16 protein-coding genes are annotated in these 16,666 nt (G+C 37.7%); 5 read left to right on the top strand and 11 right to left on the bottom strand.

What is annotated here, in order from left to right; translation table 11 throughout:
* Nucleotides 1-10 precede the first annotated feature (10 nt).
* The 4 genes from EWM59_RS09560 to EWM59_RS09545 all read right to left on the bottom strand — a co-directional run bounded on the left by EWM59_RS09560 (nt 11) and on the right by EWM59_RS09545 (nt 3,123).
* Nucleotides 11-820, bottom strand: a complete 810-nt coding sequence (locus EWM59_RS09560) for a PspA/IM30 family protein (RefSeq protein ID WP_130020742.1) — start codon at nt 818-820, stop codon at nt 11-13.
* 418 nt (nt 821-1,238) lie between these two features.
* The gene (gene recA / locus EWM59_RS09555; RefSeq protein WP_130020741.1) at nt 1,239-2,306 is read right to left on the bottom strand and encodes a recombinase RecA; all 1,068 of its coding nucleotides are present in this window, start codon (nt 2,304-2,306) and stop codon (nt 1,239-1,241) included.
* Nucleotides 2,307-2,353: 47 nt separating this feature from the next.
* Nucleotides 2,354-2,575: a hypothetical protein gene (locus EWM59_RS09550; RefSeq protein ID WP_130020740.1), complete on the bottom strand. Its 222-nt coding sequence runs from the start codon at nt 2,573-2,575 to the stop codon at nt 2,354-2,356.
* An 8-nt stretch (nt 2,576-2,583) separates the two neighbouring features.
* Nucleotides 2,584-3,123, bottom strand: a complete 540-nt coding sequence (locus EWM59_RS09545) for an SRPBCC family protein (RefSeq protein WP_130020739.1) — start codon at nt 3,121-3,123, stop codon at nt 2,584-2,586.
* Between the two features lie 465 nt (nt 3,124-3,588).
* On the opposite strand from EWM59_RS09545, the gene EWM59_RS09540 reads away from it, so the two are divergent.
* The gene (locus tag EWM59_RS09540) at nt 3,589-4,674 is read left to right on the top strand and encodes a lipid A deacylase (protein WP_130020738.1); all 1,086 of its coding nucleotides are present in this window, start codon (nt 3,589-3,591) and stop codon (nt 4,672-4,674) included.
* A 159-nt stretch (nt 4,675-4,833) separates the two neighbouring features.
* On the opposite strand, the gene EWM59_RS09535 is transcribed toward EWM59_RS09540, so the two are convergent.
* Nucleotides 4,834-6,144, bottom strand: coding sequence for an amidohydrolase family protein (locus tag EWM59_RS09535; RefSeq protein ID WP_130020737.1), 1,311 nt, complete (start codon nt 6,142-6,144; stop codon nt 4,834-4,836).
* Nucleotides 6,145-6,281: 137 nt separating this feature from the next.
* Nucleotides 6,282-7,913: an alkaline phosphatase PafA gene (gene pafA, locus EWM59_RS09530; protein WP_130020736.1), complete on the bottom strand. Its 1,632-nt coding sequence runs from the start codon at nt 7,911-7,913 to the stop codon at nt 6,282-6,284.
* A 164-nt stretch (nt 7,914-8,077) separates the two neighbouring features.
* On the opposite strand from pafA, the gene EWM59_RS09525 reads away from it, so the two are divergent.
* The gene (locus tag EWM59_RS09525; protein ID WP_229239323.1) at nt 8,078-8,533 is read left to right on the top strand and encodes a sterol desaturase family protein; all 456 of its coding nucleotides are present in this window, start codon (nt 8,078-8,080) and stop codon (nt 8,531-8,533) included.
* An 8-nt stretch (nt 8,534-8,541) separates the two neighbouring features.
* On the opposite strand, the gene EWM59_RS09520 is transcribed toward EWM59_RS09525, so the two are convergent.
* Nucleotides 8,542-9,390: a serine hydrolase gene (locus tag EWM59_RS09520; protein ID WP_130020735.1), complete on the bottom strand. Its 849-nt coding sequence runs from the start codon at nt 9,388-9,390 to the stop codon at nt 8,542-8,544.
* A gap of 172 nt (nt 9,391-9,562) precedes the next feature.
* Nucleotides 9,563-10,537, bottom strand: coding sequence for a polyprenyl synthetase family protein (locus tag EWM59_RS09515; protein WP_130020734.1), 975 nt, complete (start codon nt 10,535-10,537; stop codon nt 9,563-9,565).
* A gap of 472 nt (nt 10,538-11,009) precedes the next feature.
* Here EWM59_RS09515 and EWM59_RS09510 point away from each other — a divergent pair, with 472 nt between their 5' ends.
* On the top strand, nt 11,010-11,927 hold the full coding sequence (locus tag EWM59_RS09510; RefSeq protein ID WP_130020733.1) for a patatin-like phospholipase family protein: 918 nt from the start codon (nt 11,010-11,012) through the stop codon (nt 11,925-11,927).
* A gap of 74 nt (nt 11,928-12,001) precedes the next feature.
* Here EWM59_RS09510 and EWM59_RS09505 read toward each other — a convergent pair whose 3' ends face one another.
* Nucleotides 12,002-13,261 carry a sterol desaturase family protein gene (locus EWM59_RS09505; RefSeq protein WP_229239322.1) on the bottom strand — a complete coding sequence of 420 codons (1,260 nt, stop codon included), beginning with the start codon at nt 13,259-13,261 and terminating at the stop codon, nt 12,002-12,004.
* A 245-nt stretch (nt 13,262-13,506) separates the two neighbouring features.
* On the opposite strand from EWM59_RS09505, the gene EWM59_RS09500 reads away from it, so the two are divergent.
* Entirely contained in the window at nt 13,507-14,163 is a 657-nt protein-coding gene (locus EWM59_RS09500) for a DUF1361 domain-containing protein (protein ID WP_130020731.1), read from the top strand.
* 24 nt (nt 14,164-14,187) lie between these two features.
* Here the strand turns inward: EWM59_RS09500 and EWM59_RS09495 are convergent, their stop codons facing one another.
* Nucleotides 14,188-15,024, bottom strand: a complete 837-nt coding sequence (locus EWM59_RS09495; RefSeq protein ID WP_130020730.1) for a hypothetical protein — start codon at nt 15,022-15,024, stop codon at nt 14,188-14,190.
* Between the two features lie 138 nt (nt 15,025-15,162).
* On the opposite strand from EWM59_RS09495, the gene EWM59_RS09490 reads away from it, so the two are divergent.
* Complete coding sequence (locus EWM59_RS09490; RefSeq protein WP_130020729.1) at nt 15,163-16,239, top strand: AI-2E family transporter; 1,077 nt, start codon at nt 15,163-15,165, stop codon at nt 16,237-16,239.
* A 97-nt stretch (nt 16,240-16,336) separates the two neighbouring features.
* Here EWM59_RS09490 and EWM59_RS09485 read toward each other — a convergent pair whose 3' ends face one another.
* Complete coding sequence (locus tag EWM59_RS09485) at nt 16,337-16,636, bottom strand: hypothetical protein (protein ID WP_130020728.1); 300 nt, start codon at nt 16,634-16,636, stop codon at nt 16,337-16,339.
* Nucleotides 16,637-16,666 lie beyond the last annotated feature (30 nt).

Raw genomic sequence — 16,666 nt, 5'->3', positions numbered from 1 at the left:
TTCTATAATTTTAGGGTTTAAAAAAATCATTTAATAGTTTATCTATATCCGGTTTCGGATTACTTGTTGGGGGTAGTTGACTATCCGATTGATTCATTTCATTGAATTTTTTCTGAATCTCATTCAGACGCTCTTCTTTCTGCTTTTCCGATTCAACAGCTAATTGGTTTTTCAGTTTTTCCAAATCACTTTGCACACTCATATCATTTTCCATTTCCCGAAACTCCCGATTCAAATTACTGGTCATAGAGTTCAAGGCTGTCAGACTTTCGGCTTCGGCAGCCAATTGGTTAATTTTGTCTTCATATTTGCTCATATTCGCCAATGCACTCGAGTTTAATCCGCCCAGCGACTCCGAAATCTGTTTCTGAGCCTTGGCGCTTTCTGCCTTAGCGGCATAGATGCTTTGTTTGGTTTTGGCCTCCTCCAGTTTGAGTTTAAATTCATCTAATTGCTCGTTCAACTGTTGCACCATGTGCATAGAGTTTTCGGCTAATGCACCATACTCTGTTTCTTTCTTTTCGGCCAGTGCTTTTTGTGAAAGGGCTTTTTTTGCCAGTTCTTCATCGCTATTCTGCAAAGCGATGGCAGCTTTCTGGTACCATGAAATTCCCTCTAACCGGAACTGCCCGTGGTCTTTTTCGAGCCTTAGCTGGTTAGCCATCGCAATGGCTAAAGCCTTGGTTACTTTGGTAATAGCTTCTTCTAATTCAACCACTGCGAGCTTCATCATCTGAACAGGGTCTTCGATATGGTCGAGGGTGTCATTCGCTTTGGCTTTACTGATGTTTAGTATTCGTTTAAGTAGGTTTGTCCACATATTTCTGTGTTTGTTTTGTGAGGACAAAGCAAGAGAATAGGTTGACAGCCCTCAAGATACTTTTGATGACAGGATAGAAATCAGGACGGCGACATTTGAAAAATTGACGGTGTGGAGAAAGTAGAAAGGAAAACGGAGCAAGGAGTTATGGCTTGGCTTTTTAGTTTTTATATTGCTTTGCTTAAGTAGTTATTACGTTTTATAGTGATTAAAAGTGAAGAAATAGTTGTTTACAGATATAGCTTGGATGCTATACTTTCGATTCTATTAAGTATTAAAAAAGCCTGGCTCGGTGGCTGAGCGCAGCGACCGACGCCCGGTCGAAGCCCGTGCAGGGGAGGGGAGGGGAGCAACAAAAAAAAGACCACCCAATGGGCGGCCTTTTTTGAATCCAAACTTATATCCTAATGTATCTATTTTACTCGTCTTTGTCCACAACGCCATCCTGATCACCTGGTTTGGTATCCATTAAGGCATCTGCATTAGTAGCAACTGTGGCTTTGATTTTTTCTTCTAACTCTGACAATAATTCAGGATTATCTTTCAACATATCTCTCACACCATCACGTCCCTGACCTAATTTGCTGCCATTATAAGAAAACCATGAGCCTGCTTTTTTCACGATTTCAAGGTCAACGGCCAAATCAAGTACTTCACCTGATTTAGATACACCTTGTCCGTAAAGAATATCAAACTCTACTACTTTAAACGGAGGAGCCACTTTATTTTTTACTACTTTTACACGTGTGCGGTTACCTAATACATCGTCACCATCTTTGATAGCACCAATACGGCGTATATCAATTCTGACAGAAGCATAGAATTTCAAGGCATTACCACCCGTAGTAGTTTCAGGGCTACCAAACATCACACCAATTTTATCACGCAACTGGTTGATGAAAATACAGCAGCAACCGGTTTTATTGATAGTACCTGTTAGTTTACGCATGGCCTGCGACATCATACGTGCCTGAAGGCCCATTTTGCTATCGCCCATATCTCCCTCTAACTCTGCTTTAGGTACCAGGGCAGCTACTGAGTCAATGACACATATATCAACAGCGCCGGAGCTAATCAGGTGTTCGGCAATTTCTAAGGCCTGCTCACCATAATCAGGTTGAGAAATAAGTAAATTTTTAGTGTCTATTCCCAATTTCTGGGCATAGACACGGTCGAACGCATGCTCTGCATCAATGAAAGCTGCTATTCCACCACCTTTTTGTGCTTCTGCAATGGCTTGCATAGCCAAGGTTGTTTTACCAGAAGATTCAGGTCCATATATTTCAATGATACGTCCTTTCGGAAAACCGCCCACGCCTAACGCAAGGTCAAGCCCAAGTGAACCAGTAGAAATAGAAGGAATTTCTAAAACTTTGGTATCGCTCAATCTCATTACTGTACCCTTACCAAAAGTTTTGTCTAATTTCTCCATAGTTGTTTGGAGAATCTTCAATTTGTCGCTGGTATTGTCTTTTTCTGCTGCCATTTTTTATTTTTATTGGATTGTTTTGTTTAATTTTTATGACTGACTATTTATTTAACGTTGGCTGTCGAAATAAAATTTTCATGAATTAATCGTTGAAAATTTACTAATAGATTTGACACAACTAATACGTTTTCTATTTTTTTTTCTTTTTCCTGCTGACCTGCCATTTTCAGTAAGTCAAAGCAATCTAAACGTTTTTTTCTGGTTTCAGTAGTGTTCAGAACATCTTTAACACTTTTACCCTTATATTTTGTTTTAATTACAGCCATTTTCTTAATTATTTTTCAAGTAAACCTTTCAAATTAGTTAAACCTGTTGCAAAATCTTTCCCAACTGCTTCATTCATGTCCATAAATGCTAACATCAGATTAGTTGGATATGCCATTCTGCCTACAAAACCCCATTTTACTTTTGTATGGGTTGAGTCCACGCTTTCGGTAACCATATATGCATCGCTTGATGAATCAAATGGTTTAATAAAATGCAGGTTATAATCTACTCTTTCGCCGTCCACAATATTTTTTATTTCTTGTTCGCCTTTGCCTACATTGCCATCTTCGCTATCCCAGGCCGATACAAATCCAACCGTGCCATCAGTACCCTTATACTCTTTTTTCATAGCAGGATCCATTTTTGCCCATACACTGAAGTTGTCCTGATTTTTCAGCATTTTTATGTAATCAAATACTACTGCCTTGGGTTGGTTAATGATAACCTCTTTTTCAACGGCATAATCTTTTTTAATAAACAAGGCTGCTATCAGGCAAACAGCCACAATACCAAGAATAACAAACAGGATAGTTTTTAGAATTTTCATTGTTTTAAAAATTTAAGGTTAATTGCGAGGTGACCGCCTATATTTATTTTGACAATAGCTATCTTAATTCTCTCCATTAATTCACTCTTTATCAAATCTCTCAACCTCTCTACTCTATCACTTTCCCTGTTTATATGTTATCAGATATTCTTACCTTTTAATAATTTTACCATAAGCCAAATTACCTAATTCCGTTTTTTTTCTTTACTTTCCTGCCTTAAAGAAAAAGGCTCGGTTAAGGCATCTGAAAGTGTTTGGGTTTTTATAAGAAAAATACAATTGATATTTTAACCTTTCTATGCCTTGTTTTTACTCTTTTTATAAAATACATTTCTGAATGTTTTTATTAACTCTCGACCTTTAAGACAATACAAAGGTATATAAATTTAGAATACTATGTACAAAAAAAATGATGAACGGTTTTTTTTAATGATGAATGGATTTTTTAATTGTAAAATTTTTTGTATGGCGATTCTTACGGCCATTTTTACAAAAACGCAGGCTCAGACCAATACAAACTCGCTCGAAAGTGTCTATTCTTATAACAGATCTAAACTTGGAAAAGTTCAATTTAAATTCTCGTCATTAGCCTATGTGAGAAACAATGAATACTTTAATAATATAGCCGATGGATACACCCTGTTTGGCTATTATCTGAACCCTAAAGTAGCTTACCAACCTCATGAAAAAGTATCTATCGAATTAGGTGGTTTTGCCCGAAAAGAATTCGGCACTGCGGGTTTTAAGGAGATTCAGCCTACTTTTACCATTCAGGTAAAACAGAACGACTGGCGATTCTTATTCGGAAACATAGAGGGAAATATCAACCATCGGATGATTGAGCCGTTGATGAGTTTTGAGCGATTGGTAAGTGCGCCATTGGAGCATGGGGCGCAGATTAAATATCAAAAAACTACAACCCTGAAAAACAGTAATGTCAGCGACGAAGTTTTCTTTGATCTATGGCTTGACTGGCAGCGAAGTACAAGCCCGGGACAAACAAATCAGGAGAGTTTCTGGAATGGGCTATCTTTTTATAGCCCAGCCTTGTTAGTAAAAGGTTTTAAAGTGAAAGGATTAGTACAGGGGAGTATCTATCATGCAGGCGGACAGAACATTCAGAGTGCGCTTCCTGTTGTAACACGGGTAAATACTGCTTTGGGCGTAAGGATACAAAAAGATTTTCTGACTAATCAGAGCCTTGTAGCCGATAACTATTATGTAGGTTATTATGAATCACCCTATCGGGGAACTGCCTATTACTTGAATGGGTATTGGCAGCATCCGAAATTTCAGGTAGGGGTAAGCTACTGGTTCGGGCATTTCTTTTATGCACCTATGGGCAATGATTTATTTCAGTCATATTCCCGCAAATTCAATAGTCAGGGGTATTATGAACCCTACAGAAGTATTTTGATACTAAGATTGGTAAAAGACTGGAAAATAATAGACGGCTTGAATATCTCTCTGCGAGCAGAGCCACATTATGATGTACAAAACGGTAAATTTGAACATTCAGAAGGACTTTATGTAAAATATCAGTTGCATTAGAAGTCTTGCCTTGCTGCAACAAGGTTTATTTATGTGGAAGGGCAAGCAAGCCTTAAGGCAACATCATCAGGACTTGCATCATCTGATGATTGAGGCGTGTCTGTGAAACAACAGCAGCAGGTATTGATATAAACCTGCTGCTGTTTCAAATATAAACTGTTATTTATTAGCTTTTTCAGAAGTGCCTGACATAACTTTTGGATAGACAGGTAGCCCTGCTTTGAGTACCATTTGTACTTTAAATAAAGTTTGTGCAAAATCGTTTTCTAAATCTCCATTAAAAAAGACTATATCTGCTTTCATACCCTTTTTTATATTACCTGTACTTTCTGCTATCCCTAAGGCTTTAGCAGCATTATAGGTAGCATATTGTAATACATCTTTAACCGGAATACCTGCTTCATGGTAAGATAATATTACACCTACAGCACCTTTACCACGAGGTATGCCAACTACATCATTATAAAAATCTGAACCTGATACAATTGTTACACCTTTAGTTACTGCTCGTCTCAATCGGTCATGAACGCTATCTAAGAAACTCTTGGCATAGTCTTCAGCTTCTTTGCCTTTCATGCCAATTCCTTCTACTAAAATTTTTGCCTGTTCTTTGGTTACATCAGTTGGTACCAAATAAGTGCCACGTTGTGCCATCAGAATCAGGGTGCTGTCTGATAAGTCATAGCCATGTTCAATACCATCTACGCCAGCCATAACGGCTGCTCTTGCCGATTTATCATAAGTAGCGTGGGCTGTTACAGATATACCATTTTCATGAGCTGTTTTTACAATTGCTTCAATCTCATCAATTGTCAGCATTCTATTATCAGTATTCATACATACTTTAATAATATCTACCCCATGCTTAACATGTTCTAAAACGGCTAACCGGGCATCTTCAGCACTCATAATAACTCTGTATTCCTGATTTATTACAAAACTGTCGGCAGGTGCCATTTTGCCAAACTGTCCTCCTGGCGGACTCAGGATAGGACCTGATACATACATTGTAGGGCCAAGGTCTTTGCTTTTAGCTAATGTTTTTTTTAGTTCAACATCAAGATACTGACCTGAATTACCAAGATCCCGAACAGTAGTGAGACCAGATTCTAAATTTTCTCTGGCAAAGACCATACCTTGTTTGATTCTTTCCTTAGCAGGTACTTTAGATGCCAGTATCATTCCATCACTGGTTTGTTTCTGATGCAGAAGTAAATGCGTGTGCATATCAATCAAGCCGGGGGTAGCAGTGCATTGGCTCAAATCAACAAATTTAACCCCCGCTATTTGGTTAAGGTGAGGGCCTACATCTACTATAACTCCATTTTTAATTAAAATCCTTTGATTGCTAAGAAAAATCTTTTGCTCAGAGTCATATAATTTCCCTACTTGAATAAGCAAGTGACGAGAAGGTTGAGCAGATAGAATAGTAGCGTATAATAGAAGTAGAGTAGTCAATAACAGTTTCATTACGGGTAACTTTAAGTGGATATGAATAGGATTGCTTTTAGCGTATTCAAAGATAATAGACTTTGCTATGTAAAAAAATGTTCTTTCAGAAACTGAAAGAACATTTTTTTAAGGAGATTAAATTTAGTTCCTGCCTGTTATTTCTTAAATATCGGCTCAATTGGTGTACCTACACAGCCACTTGGCTCCTGTATTTTAAGTAAGGCAGCCAGAGTAGCGGCAATATCAGCAATGTAGGTTTGTTGGGTTGTTTCACCTACCGGAATATTCCAGCCATACCATAATAATGGCACGTGGCGGTCATATTGCCACATAGTGCCGTGAGTAGTACCTTTTTTGCTTCCGCCATGAAACCAGCCCGGCTCCAGTAATACCATAAAATCACCACTACGTTTCGGATTATATACATTTTCAACCAGAGTTTTGTAGAAAGGAGGAATCACGGTATTAGCCATATCATGGAAATTAACTACCTGATATACCGGAGAACCCATAGAAAGCAGTTCTTCCTGTACCAGCTTGAATACTTCGTTCATTTCTACCTTGTTTTTCTTCATCAGTTCACGGTTCATTGTAATCTGGTAATTATCAGTTGATAATATCCATTTGCCTGCACCATATTTCTCTACTAACTGACCATTCAGGTAGTTTACTTCTTTGGCACCCATCCACACACCACCCGGTAACTTGTTTTTATTTAAAAAGGCAGGTATATCAGCCGCAGCGTGGTCGGCAGTTAAGAACACTGTATAAGTGCCTTTGCCAAGCGTAGCATCGAGATAGTTCAGAATTTCTTCAATATCTTTGTCAAGACGTAAATAAGTATCTTCTACCTCAATGGAATGTGTTCCGGTAGCATGGCCTACATAATCAGGCGATGAGAAACTTACGCATAGAAAATCGGTAAAAGCACCTTGTCCCATCTTCTCATTTTTCAAAGCTGCCAGGGCAATTTCCTTAGTCATATTATTACCAAAAGGAGAGGTAAGAATGGCGTTATTATTAGCGATAGTGTGAGGAAATACCGGTAGTTTTTCGCCAGACATCACATTTTCGTATTCCTGATTATCTTCATCACTTTCAGTATATTGCGCAATTGGCAAAAGGGTTTCCCATTTCTGTGTTTTATAATAATCAGGCAGTTTTCTGGCATTGAAGTCTTTCATCCATTGCGGTAGCTCCTGCATATAATAAGTGCTCGAAATCCAGTTACCCGATTTGCCATCGAACCAGTAAGCCGCATTGGCCGAATGACCAGCCGGTAAAATACCCCCACGGTCTTTAGCAGCAATACCAATTACTTTAGATTTAAATTGAGTAGCTAATCTTAACTGGTCGGTAATGGTAGTAGTTTTCATATTTACAGGTGAGCGTTTTCCCTCCGTGCCTGCTATATCGGTTCCTACCGCAGTTACGGTTGTATCTTCAGCTACATAAACTGTTCTGCCCAGAAAACGGTCAAACCAGTCGTTACCGATAATACCATTTACTGCCGGAACAGAACCAGAATAAACCGCAGCATGGCCCGGGCCTGTAATAGTACTGGCATAGTGATAATGGTTGTTACGACAGTTGAATCCCTGATTCATCAATCTCTTGAAACCACCTGCGCCATACTTGTCATAGTATCGGTATAAGTAATCATAACGCATCTGGTCGACCATGATTCCTAAAACCAGTTTAGGTTTTGCAGGAGCAGTAGTCTTTTGCGTTTTTTGTGCAAAAATCGGGAGGCTCAATAAGAGTAATAGATAGGTAAGGCGTTTCATTGTGAATAATTAATTATGTATAAAATTGTATTGGTGTTACGAACAAAATTGAAGTCAAAATTAGGAATCTTATTCACGCAAAATCAAACAATCCATGCTAATTTTGTGTTAAGAAGACAAGTTAGACGATTTCATAGATTTAATCCTCATATTACAGCATTAAAATGTTCTTAATTAAAGCGTTAATTGTAGTAGGTACCTTCTGTTTTATGGAATTTATGGCGTGGTTTGCCCATAAATACATTATGCACGGTTTTGGCTGGAACTGGCATAAAGACCATCATCAGCACCATAAAGGCTTTTTTGAAAAGAATGATTATTATGCTGTGGTTTTTAGTATTGTTGCCGCTTCAAGTATTATTTATGGGAATATAAACCCGGAATTCTGGTATCTGACATGGATTGGTGCCGGAGTTACCTGCTATGGGGTGGCTTATTTTATTTTTCATGATATTATTGTGCATCGCAGGGTTAAAATAAAGTTTGTGGCTAAAAGCAAATACCTGAGACGAATCATGAATGCCCATTATATTCACCATCGGGTGCATACCAAAGATGGGGCCGAGGCATTCGGGTTTCTTTATGCTCCCGAGAAATACGAACCTAAAAAAAGAGAATAAAGCATACCTCATTTCAGATTCTCCCAGCAGATTTCTGCTAAATCACCAATGATTCTTTCGGCAGTACTTTCTTCTTTAAATCCCTCAATAAAGATAGAGATTATAAAAGGTTCTTTGGTATAGACAATAGCCGCATCACCACGTACATAAGCCAGCCCTCCTGTTTTATGCGCAATCACTACATCTTTTGGTAAATTGCGAGGTATAGTGGTTGTATCGCCACAGTTTTTCAGTATTTCAATCATTTCCTCACACAGGGCAGGCGTAGCCACTTCTTTCTTATAAATTTTCCTTAGTAAATCGTTGATTTCTAAAGTATTTACATAGTTTTCACGCCCTTGTTTCACTGCCATTGTGTCCATCATAATACGGTTCAGGCGGGTTTGTGTACTACCTAAGCGCATTAAATTTTGATTGACCGCCTCCATACCCACTTCTCTGATTAAGATATTAGTAGCTGTATTATCGCTTGAGCGTATCATTTCCTGTGCTAATTCGCGGATAGTAAATTTTTTGCCGTCCGGCATATTGGCAATTACTCCCGACCCTCCGGTCTTGTCAGATGCCTGTAAAATATAAACCTTGTTTAAGTCTATCTGTTTTGCCTTTACTTTCTCCATCAGTTCCATCAGAATAGGAATTTTTATAACACTTGCTGAGGGTACTATTACAGTGGGACGATAACTGAAGAATTCTTCCCCTGACATACCCTCAACAGACATAGAAACCTTAAATGCCGTTGGGAGCCGGGATATATAATCAGTTATTCTTAAAGCATCTATTCTTCGGTAAGGTTTTTGTGCAAAAGAAAGTGTAGCATAGATAGTGAGTAGGAGAGGGAGTAAATATATTTTCATTTTATTCTGAAAATTTAGAATATATTGTATGTATGGTTTTATTTGTATAAATTGAATTGTGGAAATATATTGAATATACAATATATATACTCTCAATTGTTTTTTCTGTAAGAATTGCACGTATTGTTTTAGTTGGATAAATAGAATAAATAGTTGATACTGAATATTCTGTTTATTTAGTTCGTTCAATTGTAAATTGAATCAAGTCATGTAAAGATTGGCGGAAAATGGAGTCGGGGAATGTAAAAAGAATTTCTTTGGCTTCTTCTACATAGCGTTTCATTACTTCGGTTGTATATTGAATACCACCTGAGCGTTTTACAAAGCTAATCACTTCTTCTACCTTCTTGGGGTTTTCTGAGTGATTTTTTACTAAATTAATAATATTTCTTTTCTCAGACCACGTGGCATGATTTAACGCATATATCAGTGGTAAGGTCATTTTTTTCTCCTTAATGTCAATTCCTGTGGGTTTCCCTATTTCGGCATCGCCATAGTCAAACAAATCATCTTTTATCTGAAATGCCATGCCTATTTTCTCACCCAATAGTTTGCATTTTGTAACGGTTGCTTCATCGGCATTTACCGAAGCTGCACCTACGGCACAACAGGAGGCAATTAATGAAGCCGTTTTCTGTCGGATTACCTCATAATAAAGGTCTTCGGTTATATCAAGCCTGCGTGCTTTCTCCATCTGCAATAGCTCCCCTTCACTCATTTCTTTCACAGCCGTTGACATAATTTCAAGCAGATGAAATTCCTTGTTATTAACACTCAGTAGTAATCCACGTGATAAAAGATAATCACCTACCAATACGGCTATTTTATTTTTCCAGAGGGCATTGATTGAGAAGAAACCACGACGGTAATTGGAGTCATCAACCACATCGTCATGTACCAGAGTGGCTGTGTGCAGGAGTTCTATCATGGCTGCACCTCTGTGTGTCGATTCACTGATAGTCCCTATTGTACCGGCCATCAGAAAAACAAACATGGGTCGTACCTGTTTTCCTTTCCGGTGTACGATATAGCTCATAATCTGGTCGAGAAGCATCACGTCGGTTTTCATTGACTGACGGAATTTTTTCTCAAAAACCTTCAATTCCTCCTCAATAGGAGCCTGTATTTGCTTTATATTTAAAGACATGAAGACATGAGTAAGTAGATAGCTTACTCTAATGGTACAATGTTACGACCGAAATCTGATTTTTAATGCAGAATTAAGCAAATTGTGTAAATTTTAGTGTTTTTATCCTAAAAAAACTAATAATTATCTTAATTTTTAATTACTGACATCAAGAAATAAAACTTATTTTAGCCGATGTATTTTGTTGTTTTTAAATTTACTTCAAATATAAAACTCATTAAATGGATAGCCAAATTTAATTTTGAACGATGTAGTGAACCTGTTTAAACTTATTTCTTTCGACTGCAAATGGCGCTTTTTTGTTTAGATTTCATAGAAAAATTTCGTACGTAGTTCTACTACGCACTCATTTTTTCTATTCATCTAATCAAAAAAATCGCACATTTTCGTCATGAAATAAAAAGTTTAACAGGTTCATTTGAAAATTTATGAATTATTCCCTAATTCGCTAATTCAATTTTAACCATTATACATGAAGGCATTAGTTTTGGGCGGCGGCTCACTCAAAGGAGCATGGCAAGTTGGCGCTATTCAGGCAGTTTTAGAAACAGGATTCAGACCCGAAATGATTTATGGTATTTCTGCAGGGGCATTAAATGCAAGTTTTATGGTAAACGAAGCAGGCATACAATATGTAGAGAATGGAGAAATTAACTGGGATTTGGTCAATAAAAAACTGTTAAGATTCTGGATTGAAAATATTACCCGACCTTCTGATATTGGTATTCTGAAATCAAGGTTTTCTTTAGGGATTGATACCCTGATGAGCCGCTTCGATGGCTTGATAGATACTAACCCCTTACATGATAAGTTAAAAAAATACCTCAATGCCAATATGCTTCGCCGGAGCCCTATTTATCTGAAAGTAGGTGCTGTAAATATCAATACCGGAGAGATGAAGTACGTTGACCCTTTAGAGCAATACTTTCTGGATTATCTGCGGGCAAGTAGTTCTCTTCCTTTTATTATGCCTGCCATTCAGATTGGAGGAGACCACAGAGAGGCTTATATGGACGGAGGGCTGAGAGAGGTTGTACCTGTAAAAAAAGCCATTGAAGATGGTGCCACAGAAATATACTGTATTGCTACTCACCCGAAGCACCGCCCGATGGAGCATTTTAATTACAGAAGTTTTCTGAGCCTGATAGAGCGTGTAAAAGACATTACTGTCAATCAGTTCGAGAATAGTGACATCGATTGGGCAGAGAATTATGCAGAAAGTTATATGAGTATAGGTTCATTTAAATTAGCCAGAAAAATTAACCTGACCATTATACGCCCTGATGAACCTGTTCATTTAGAATTAACGGATTTTACCTCAAATGATATAAGAGAAGTAATTAAGCAAGGGTATGAACACGCATATAAAAAATTGTTTGAAAGAGTATAGATATTAGCTGAAACATAAACAAGCATAGCCGCAGATACAGATTTGCGGCTATTCTTGTTATAATAGAGTATATTTTACGACTGCGCTATTTCAGAAAAAGCAATTTCGTTCACAATGCTATCTTTCCGAATATCGAACCACACAAAATAGGCTGTTACGAGTGTAGAAAGAATAAAATAGGCAGCAATAGCTGTAGTTGCCCACGGCAATTTCGCATCAATACCAAACCAGTCACCCATCTGATAAATAATAACTAACCCTATGATATTCTTCAATGTTTCATAAAGCAAGGCATACGGGTTTCTGTCCATCAATTCGGTATAACTGAACACTATCAGGAAGATAAAACCGCCATAGATAAATATATTGGGGCTACCGATACTTGCCAGATTGGCAAAGAAATAACTAACCAGTACAAAAGTAGAAAGAAACTGTATCCATATCCATACCTGCATCAGCAAAGAGGATTTGGGTGCATATTTCTCGAAATGATAAGGGTCGTCTATTTTATGTACCGGGTATTTATCAATTACATCGGCAGGGCGCCAGCCTGTAGGCATAAACCAGATACGCAATTTATCACGCCAATTATTGGTACGGTAAGCATCCTGTATCAACAACCACAAGTGCTGGAAATTAATCTTGATAGGGTTCCATGTACTGGCCGGACGGGTAATACCATATACAGGTGGAACATTCGGTAGTTCGTCCTGAAAAGTACCAAAAAGTTTATCCCAGATAATGAATATCTGTGAGTGATTTTTATCTAAATATTCAGGATTGATGGCGTGATGAACCCGATGATGCGCAGGAGTAACTATGATTTTTTCAAGAAATCCCATGCGACGGATATACACAGTATGATACCAGAACTGGGCAAATAAATGCAAAGGGGCTACGGTAGCAATTACTTTGCTATCAACGCCTAATAAAGCGGCAGGCAATAAGAAAACCGTAAAAAGATTGACAAACGTAGAAATACTCTGCCGCAGGGCACAGGCTAGATTAAACTCTTCGCTGCTATGATGAATGGCGTGTTTGTTCCAGAAAAAATTAATCTGATGGCTGAGGCGATGTACCCAATAGCCTGAAAAATCTAAAGCAATAAAGGCAATGATATATACCCAGATGGTTGACTCTACTTTATAGATAGCCCAATGCTTCACCATGTAGTCGTAGGTAAGTAAAGAGATACTCAAACCCAATACATCTTTGATGATATTGGTATAACCCGAGGTCATGCTCGAAAGCATATCCATTGTTTTAAAAGGTTCTTTTTTTGTGAACCACCCATAAAGTTTTTCTAACAATACTAAACCTAAAAATATAGGCATAGCAATGTTAAGGATTTTGCCGTAGGTTTCCATTAAAGTATGCTTGCATAATATTTATTAATGCAAGTTAGTAATATTCTAAGAAATTTTAAAGTTTTTTAATGAAACGAATCATTATCAGTTTTTAGTGTTAGATTAGGTGCTGAATACAAGCAGACTAAAAAATCTGTATATTAAATAATCGAAGAGGAGACCACGAGAGCTCAAGGAAATAAACGAAAAAATCTTTATTGCAAAATATTACTATGTCAACCATCACTATCAATCGCACAACCAAGGGGCTGGTTTTTCTTTCAGTTTTATGCAGCATCTTCATTACGGTACGTATGGTGCTGAAAGCTGATATGAAGTACAGTTTTTTGCTATGGAATCTCTTTCTGGCATGGATTCCTTTCATATTGGCACAGTTGAGTTACAGAGCAGTCAGGCAGCATTATCTGCCTTCAGCGTATGTTATGCTATTTGTATGGTTATTATTTTTTCCGAATGCCCCTTATATTATCACAGATTTGCTGCATCTGAAAGGCTATTCTCAGAATATCCTCTGGTTTGATAGTTTGCTGATTTTTTCTTTTGCTATTACAGGTTTACTGATTGGTCTAAGTTCTTTAAGCATAGTGCACCAGAGCCTTGAACTATTATTTGGTCAAATTCAGTCATGGGCCGTTGTAGTAGGAAGTCTTATTTTATTAGGTTTTGGCATTTATCTCGGCAGGTACTGCCGCCTGAATAGCTGGGATTTATTCAGCCAACCGCTCTGGTTTGCAGGTAGAGTACTGCACCAATTCAAGAACCCTATGGCATTTAAACTGACCTTTACTTATGCCTCTGTTATTTTAGGTTTTTATATTGCCTTTCGTACTTTTGGGGCTCCGCAAAATGCTGAATTGAAACATACATAGGATTTGAAACATCATATAAACAGACTATTTATTTCGCACTACCGTATAAATCTTCCTTTGCTCATTGGTCATGATAAAGTCTGTGTTACTTGTATAATTCAAGGCTTCCATCTGGGCACGACCAATTTTAATACAAGATTTTGGTTTTGAGAAATCAATTTTATCGCCTGAAATCTCAAAAGTGAAAATCTTGCCATAAGATAATAAGGCAAATTCTTTTCCGTCAGGACTTATATCAGCGGCCGTTACAGGGCTTTTCAGAAAAATACTGTCCTTAGGGCTTATACTATAATCTCCGGCTTTATCGGGTATTACATATAATTTGGTCTGATGTTTATTCGACCAGTCTTTTGAAAACAGGTATAAATTACCCTTATACCAGAAAAACGCTTCGCAATCAAAAACACGTTTTTGTGCCGGAAATTCCGTCTGGTCTGCATAGCGGAAAGTAATTTTTTCGGTATTATTATTTTTATGTTTATAAATGCAAAGATCTTGACGAGCCTGACTATTATTGCCAAAATCGCCAATGTAGATATGCCCCTGGTCGTCTTTGGTCAGTTCTTCCCAATCAATATTTTGCGAGTCTTTTACAAATAATGTATCAAAAATATACCCTCTTTGGTCAATCATATAGAGTTCGGTATTGCCCCCACCATCGTTGTGAGTCCAGTAATAGTTTTCCTGCCAGGCCGATGTAAGGCCGGAATTTTCATTGATACAAATAGGCAGGCGACCCGTTTTAGTGATAGTGTACTGGGTTTTGGCAGCCTGAAAACTACTCTTATTTATTTCGGAATGACAATTGCATACCGCAATTTTCATCGAAAACAACAGCATATAAAATTTATAAAGAAACATGAAATTGTAAGCGGTACGCCGCCCGGAGTATTGTAAATGTTTTCTAAAAGTTTGAATTTAGACAACAAGTTAACTAATTTTGGAAAGTTTGAAAACAGGTATTTATAAATAGCATCTAAATATTTCTAACCTATTGTTATGCTACCACGCCAACAACCCTTTTATGCCCGTCTGGCATACATTCTTATTTCTTTAGTAATCGTCATTTACGGAATGTATATTCTGAAAGATTTGCTCATTCCACTTACTTTTTCAGGAATCATTGCCTTATTGCTGGTGCCTGTTTCTCAGTTTTTAGAAAAATATGGTTGCCCCCGTTGGTTGGCTATTACAGTAGCTATTTTACTGACTTTAGGGTTCATGACATTATTCTTTTATATTATCTATATTCAGATAATGGATTTAGAAGAAGTGTTGCCCCAACTGACAGAAAAAGCTGAAAAATGGTATCGCAATTTTCAATTTATGATTCGGGATAATTTTCATATCAGTCGTACCAAACAACGTATAGAGGGGCAAAAGTATCTGACCGAATTTTTGAAAAACAATGGTGATATTATCACCAATACTCTTTCTACTACTACCGGATTATTGGGCAATCTTACTTTGATTCCTCTATACGTTTTTTTACTGTTACTCTATCGTGATTTTATCAGAGTATTCTTTTACAAGGCATTGAAACCTGTAAGTAATCACAGGGTAGATGTAGTGCTGAAAAAAGTAAAGGATGTAGTCGTGAATTATGTAGTAGGGCTGATTATTGTGATAGGTATTATCGGGATTCTCAATACTTTAGGACTACTTATTCTGGGTATCGACCATGCTTTTTTCTTTGGCTTTTTTGCAGCTTTCCTGGTGCTTATTCCTTATATTGGTGTAGCTATCGGGTCATTATTGCCTATTCTGTTTGCGCTTATTACAAAAGACTCTGCCTGGTATGCTTTTGGGGTAGGGGCTTTGTTCGGAGGTGTTCAGTTTTTAGAGGGCAATTTTATTACGCCTTATGTGGTAGGTTCTAAGGTAAGTATCAATTCAATGTCGGCCATTATTGCCCTCATCATTTTCGGTAATCTGTGGGGACTTTCAGGGTTGGTATTAGCTTTACCTATTACAGCTATAATTAAAGTAATTTTTGATTCGATAGAAGGGTTGAGACCTTACGGCTTTTTGATAGGAGATGCCGACCATGTGGACGTGCAAAAACGAAGGGTATAGAAAAAATAAAATTCAGCTTCCTTTTATAACATTATAAAAGGAAGCTTTAATGGCATTTCAGTTATAATTAAGGTTAATTGACTTTAGTAAAGTTGTATCATAGCTCTACCCCTTTGGTTAGTTTTCGCTGCAATGGTAAATCTGCTCTTTTTACAAAAGTAATTGGCACAAAGGTATCGGTAGGCGAACCGATATAATACAGTGTCCAGTCCTGGTCATATCTCGACAACATATTTCTGATACACTCGGCACGGTCAACTGTCGGGAACTCACATTCGTCCCAATAGAAAAGCTCAACACGGTAGTGGAGCTGTTGTTTTAACCCATTGATGGTAACTTCGATTTCGATTTCCTGCTTTCCTGGAAGCGAGGGAATCGGGATAGCTATATGTGCCATGTTTTGTTGGTTTTAGAGCAAAGGGTAGAG

This window comes from Emticicia agri (assembly GCF_004168285.1).
In the GTDB taxonomy this organism is placed as follows: Bacteria; Bacteroidota; Bacteroidia; order Cytophagales; family Spirosomataceae; genus Emticicia; species Emticicia agri.
The sequence above is the reverse complement of the archived record's forward strand: the minus strand, read 5'-3'. Positions and strand labels throughout refer to the sequence as shown.

Excerpts from the sequence above, each read along its gene's own strand:
- EWM59_RS09560 (WP_130020742.1), bottom strand. The coding sequence starts at position 820 with ATGTGGACAAACCTACTTAAACGAATACTAAACATCAGTAAAGCCAAA.
- recA (WP_130020741.1), bottom strand. The coding sequence starts at position 2,306 with ATGGCAGCAGAAAAAGACAATACCAGCGACAAATTGAAGATTCTCCAA.
- EWM59_RS09550 (WP_130020740.1), bottom strand. The coding sequence starts at position 2,575 with ATGGCTGTAATTAAAACAAAATATAAGGGTAAAAGTGTTAAAGATGTT.
- EWM59_RS09545 (WP_130020739.1), bottom strand. The coding sequence starts at position 3,123 with ATGAAAATTCTAAAAACTATCCTGTTTGTTATTCTTGGTATTGTGGCT.
- EWM59_RS09540 (WP_130020738.1), top strand. The coding sequence starts at position 3,589 with ATGGCGATTCTTACGGCCATTTTTACAAAAACGCAGGCTCAGACCAAT.
- EWM59_RS09535 (WP_130020737.1), bottom strand. The coding sequence starts at position 6,144 with ATGAAACTGTTATTGACTACTCTACTTCTATTATACGCTACTATTCTA.
- pafA (WP_130020736.1), bottom strand. The coding sequence starts at position 7,913 with ATGAAACGCCTTACCTATCTATTACTCTTATTGAGCCTCCCGATTTTT.
- EWM59_RS09525 (WP_229239323.1), top strand. The coding sequence starts at position 8,078 with ATGTTCTTAATTAAAGCGTTAATTGTAGTAGGTACCTTCTGTTTTATG.
- EWM59_RS09520 (WP_130020735.1), bottom strand. The coding sequence starts at position 9,390 with ATGAAAATATATTTACTCCCTCTCCTACTCACTATCTATGCTACACTT.
- EWM59_RS09515 (WP_130020734.1), bottom strand. The coding sequence starts at position 10,537 with ATGTCTTTAAATATAAAGCAAATACAGGCTCCTATTGAGGAGGAATTG.
- EWM59_RS09510 (WP_130020733.1), top strand. The coding sequence starts at position 11,010 with ATGAAGGCATTAGTTTTGGGCGGCGGCTCACTCAAAGGAGCATGGCAA.
- EWM59_RS09505 (WP_229239322.1), bottom strand. The coding sequence starts at position 13,261 with ATGCCTATATTTTTAGGTTTAGTATTGTTAGAAAAACTTTATGGGTGG.
- EWM59_RS09500 (WP_130020731.1), top strand. The coding sequence starts at position 13,507 with ATGTCAACCATCACTATCAATCGCACAACCAAGGGGCTGGTTTTTCTT.
- EWM59_RS09495 (WP_130020730.1), bottom strand. The coding sequence starts at position 15,024 with ATGTTTCTTTATAAATTTTATATGCTGTTGTTTTCGATGAAAATTGCG.
- EWM59_RS09490 (WP_130020729.1), top strand. The coding sequence starts at position 15,163 with ATGCTACCACGCCAACAACCCTTTTATGCCCGTCTGGCATACATTCTT.
- EWM59_RS09485 (WP_130020728.1), bottom strand. The coding sequence starts at position 16,636 with ATGGCACATATAGCTATCCCGATTCCCTCGCTTCCAGGAAAGCAGGAA.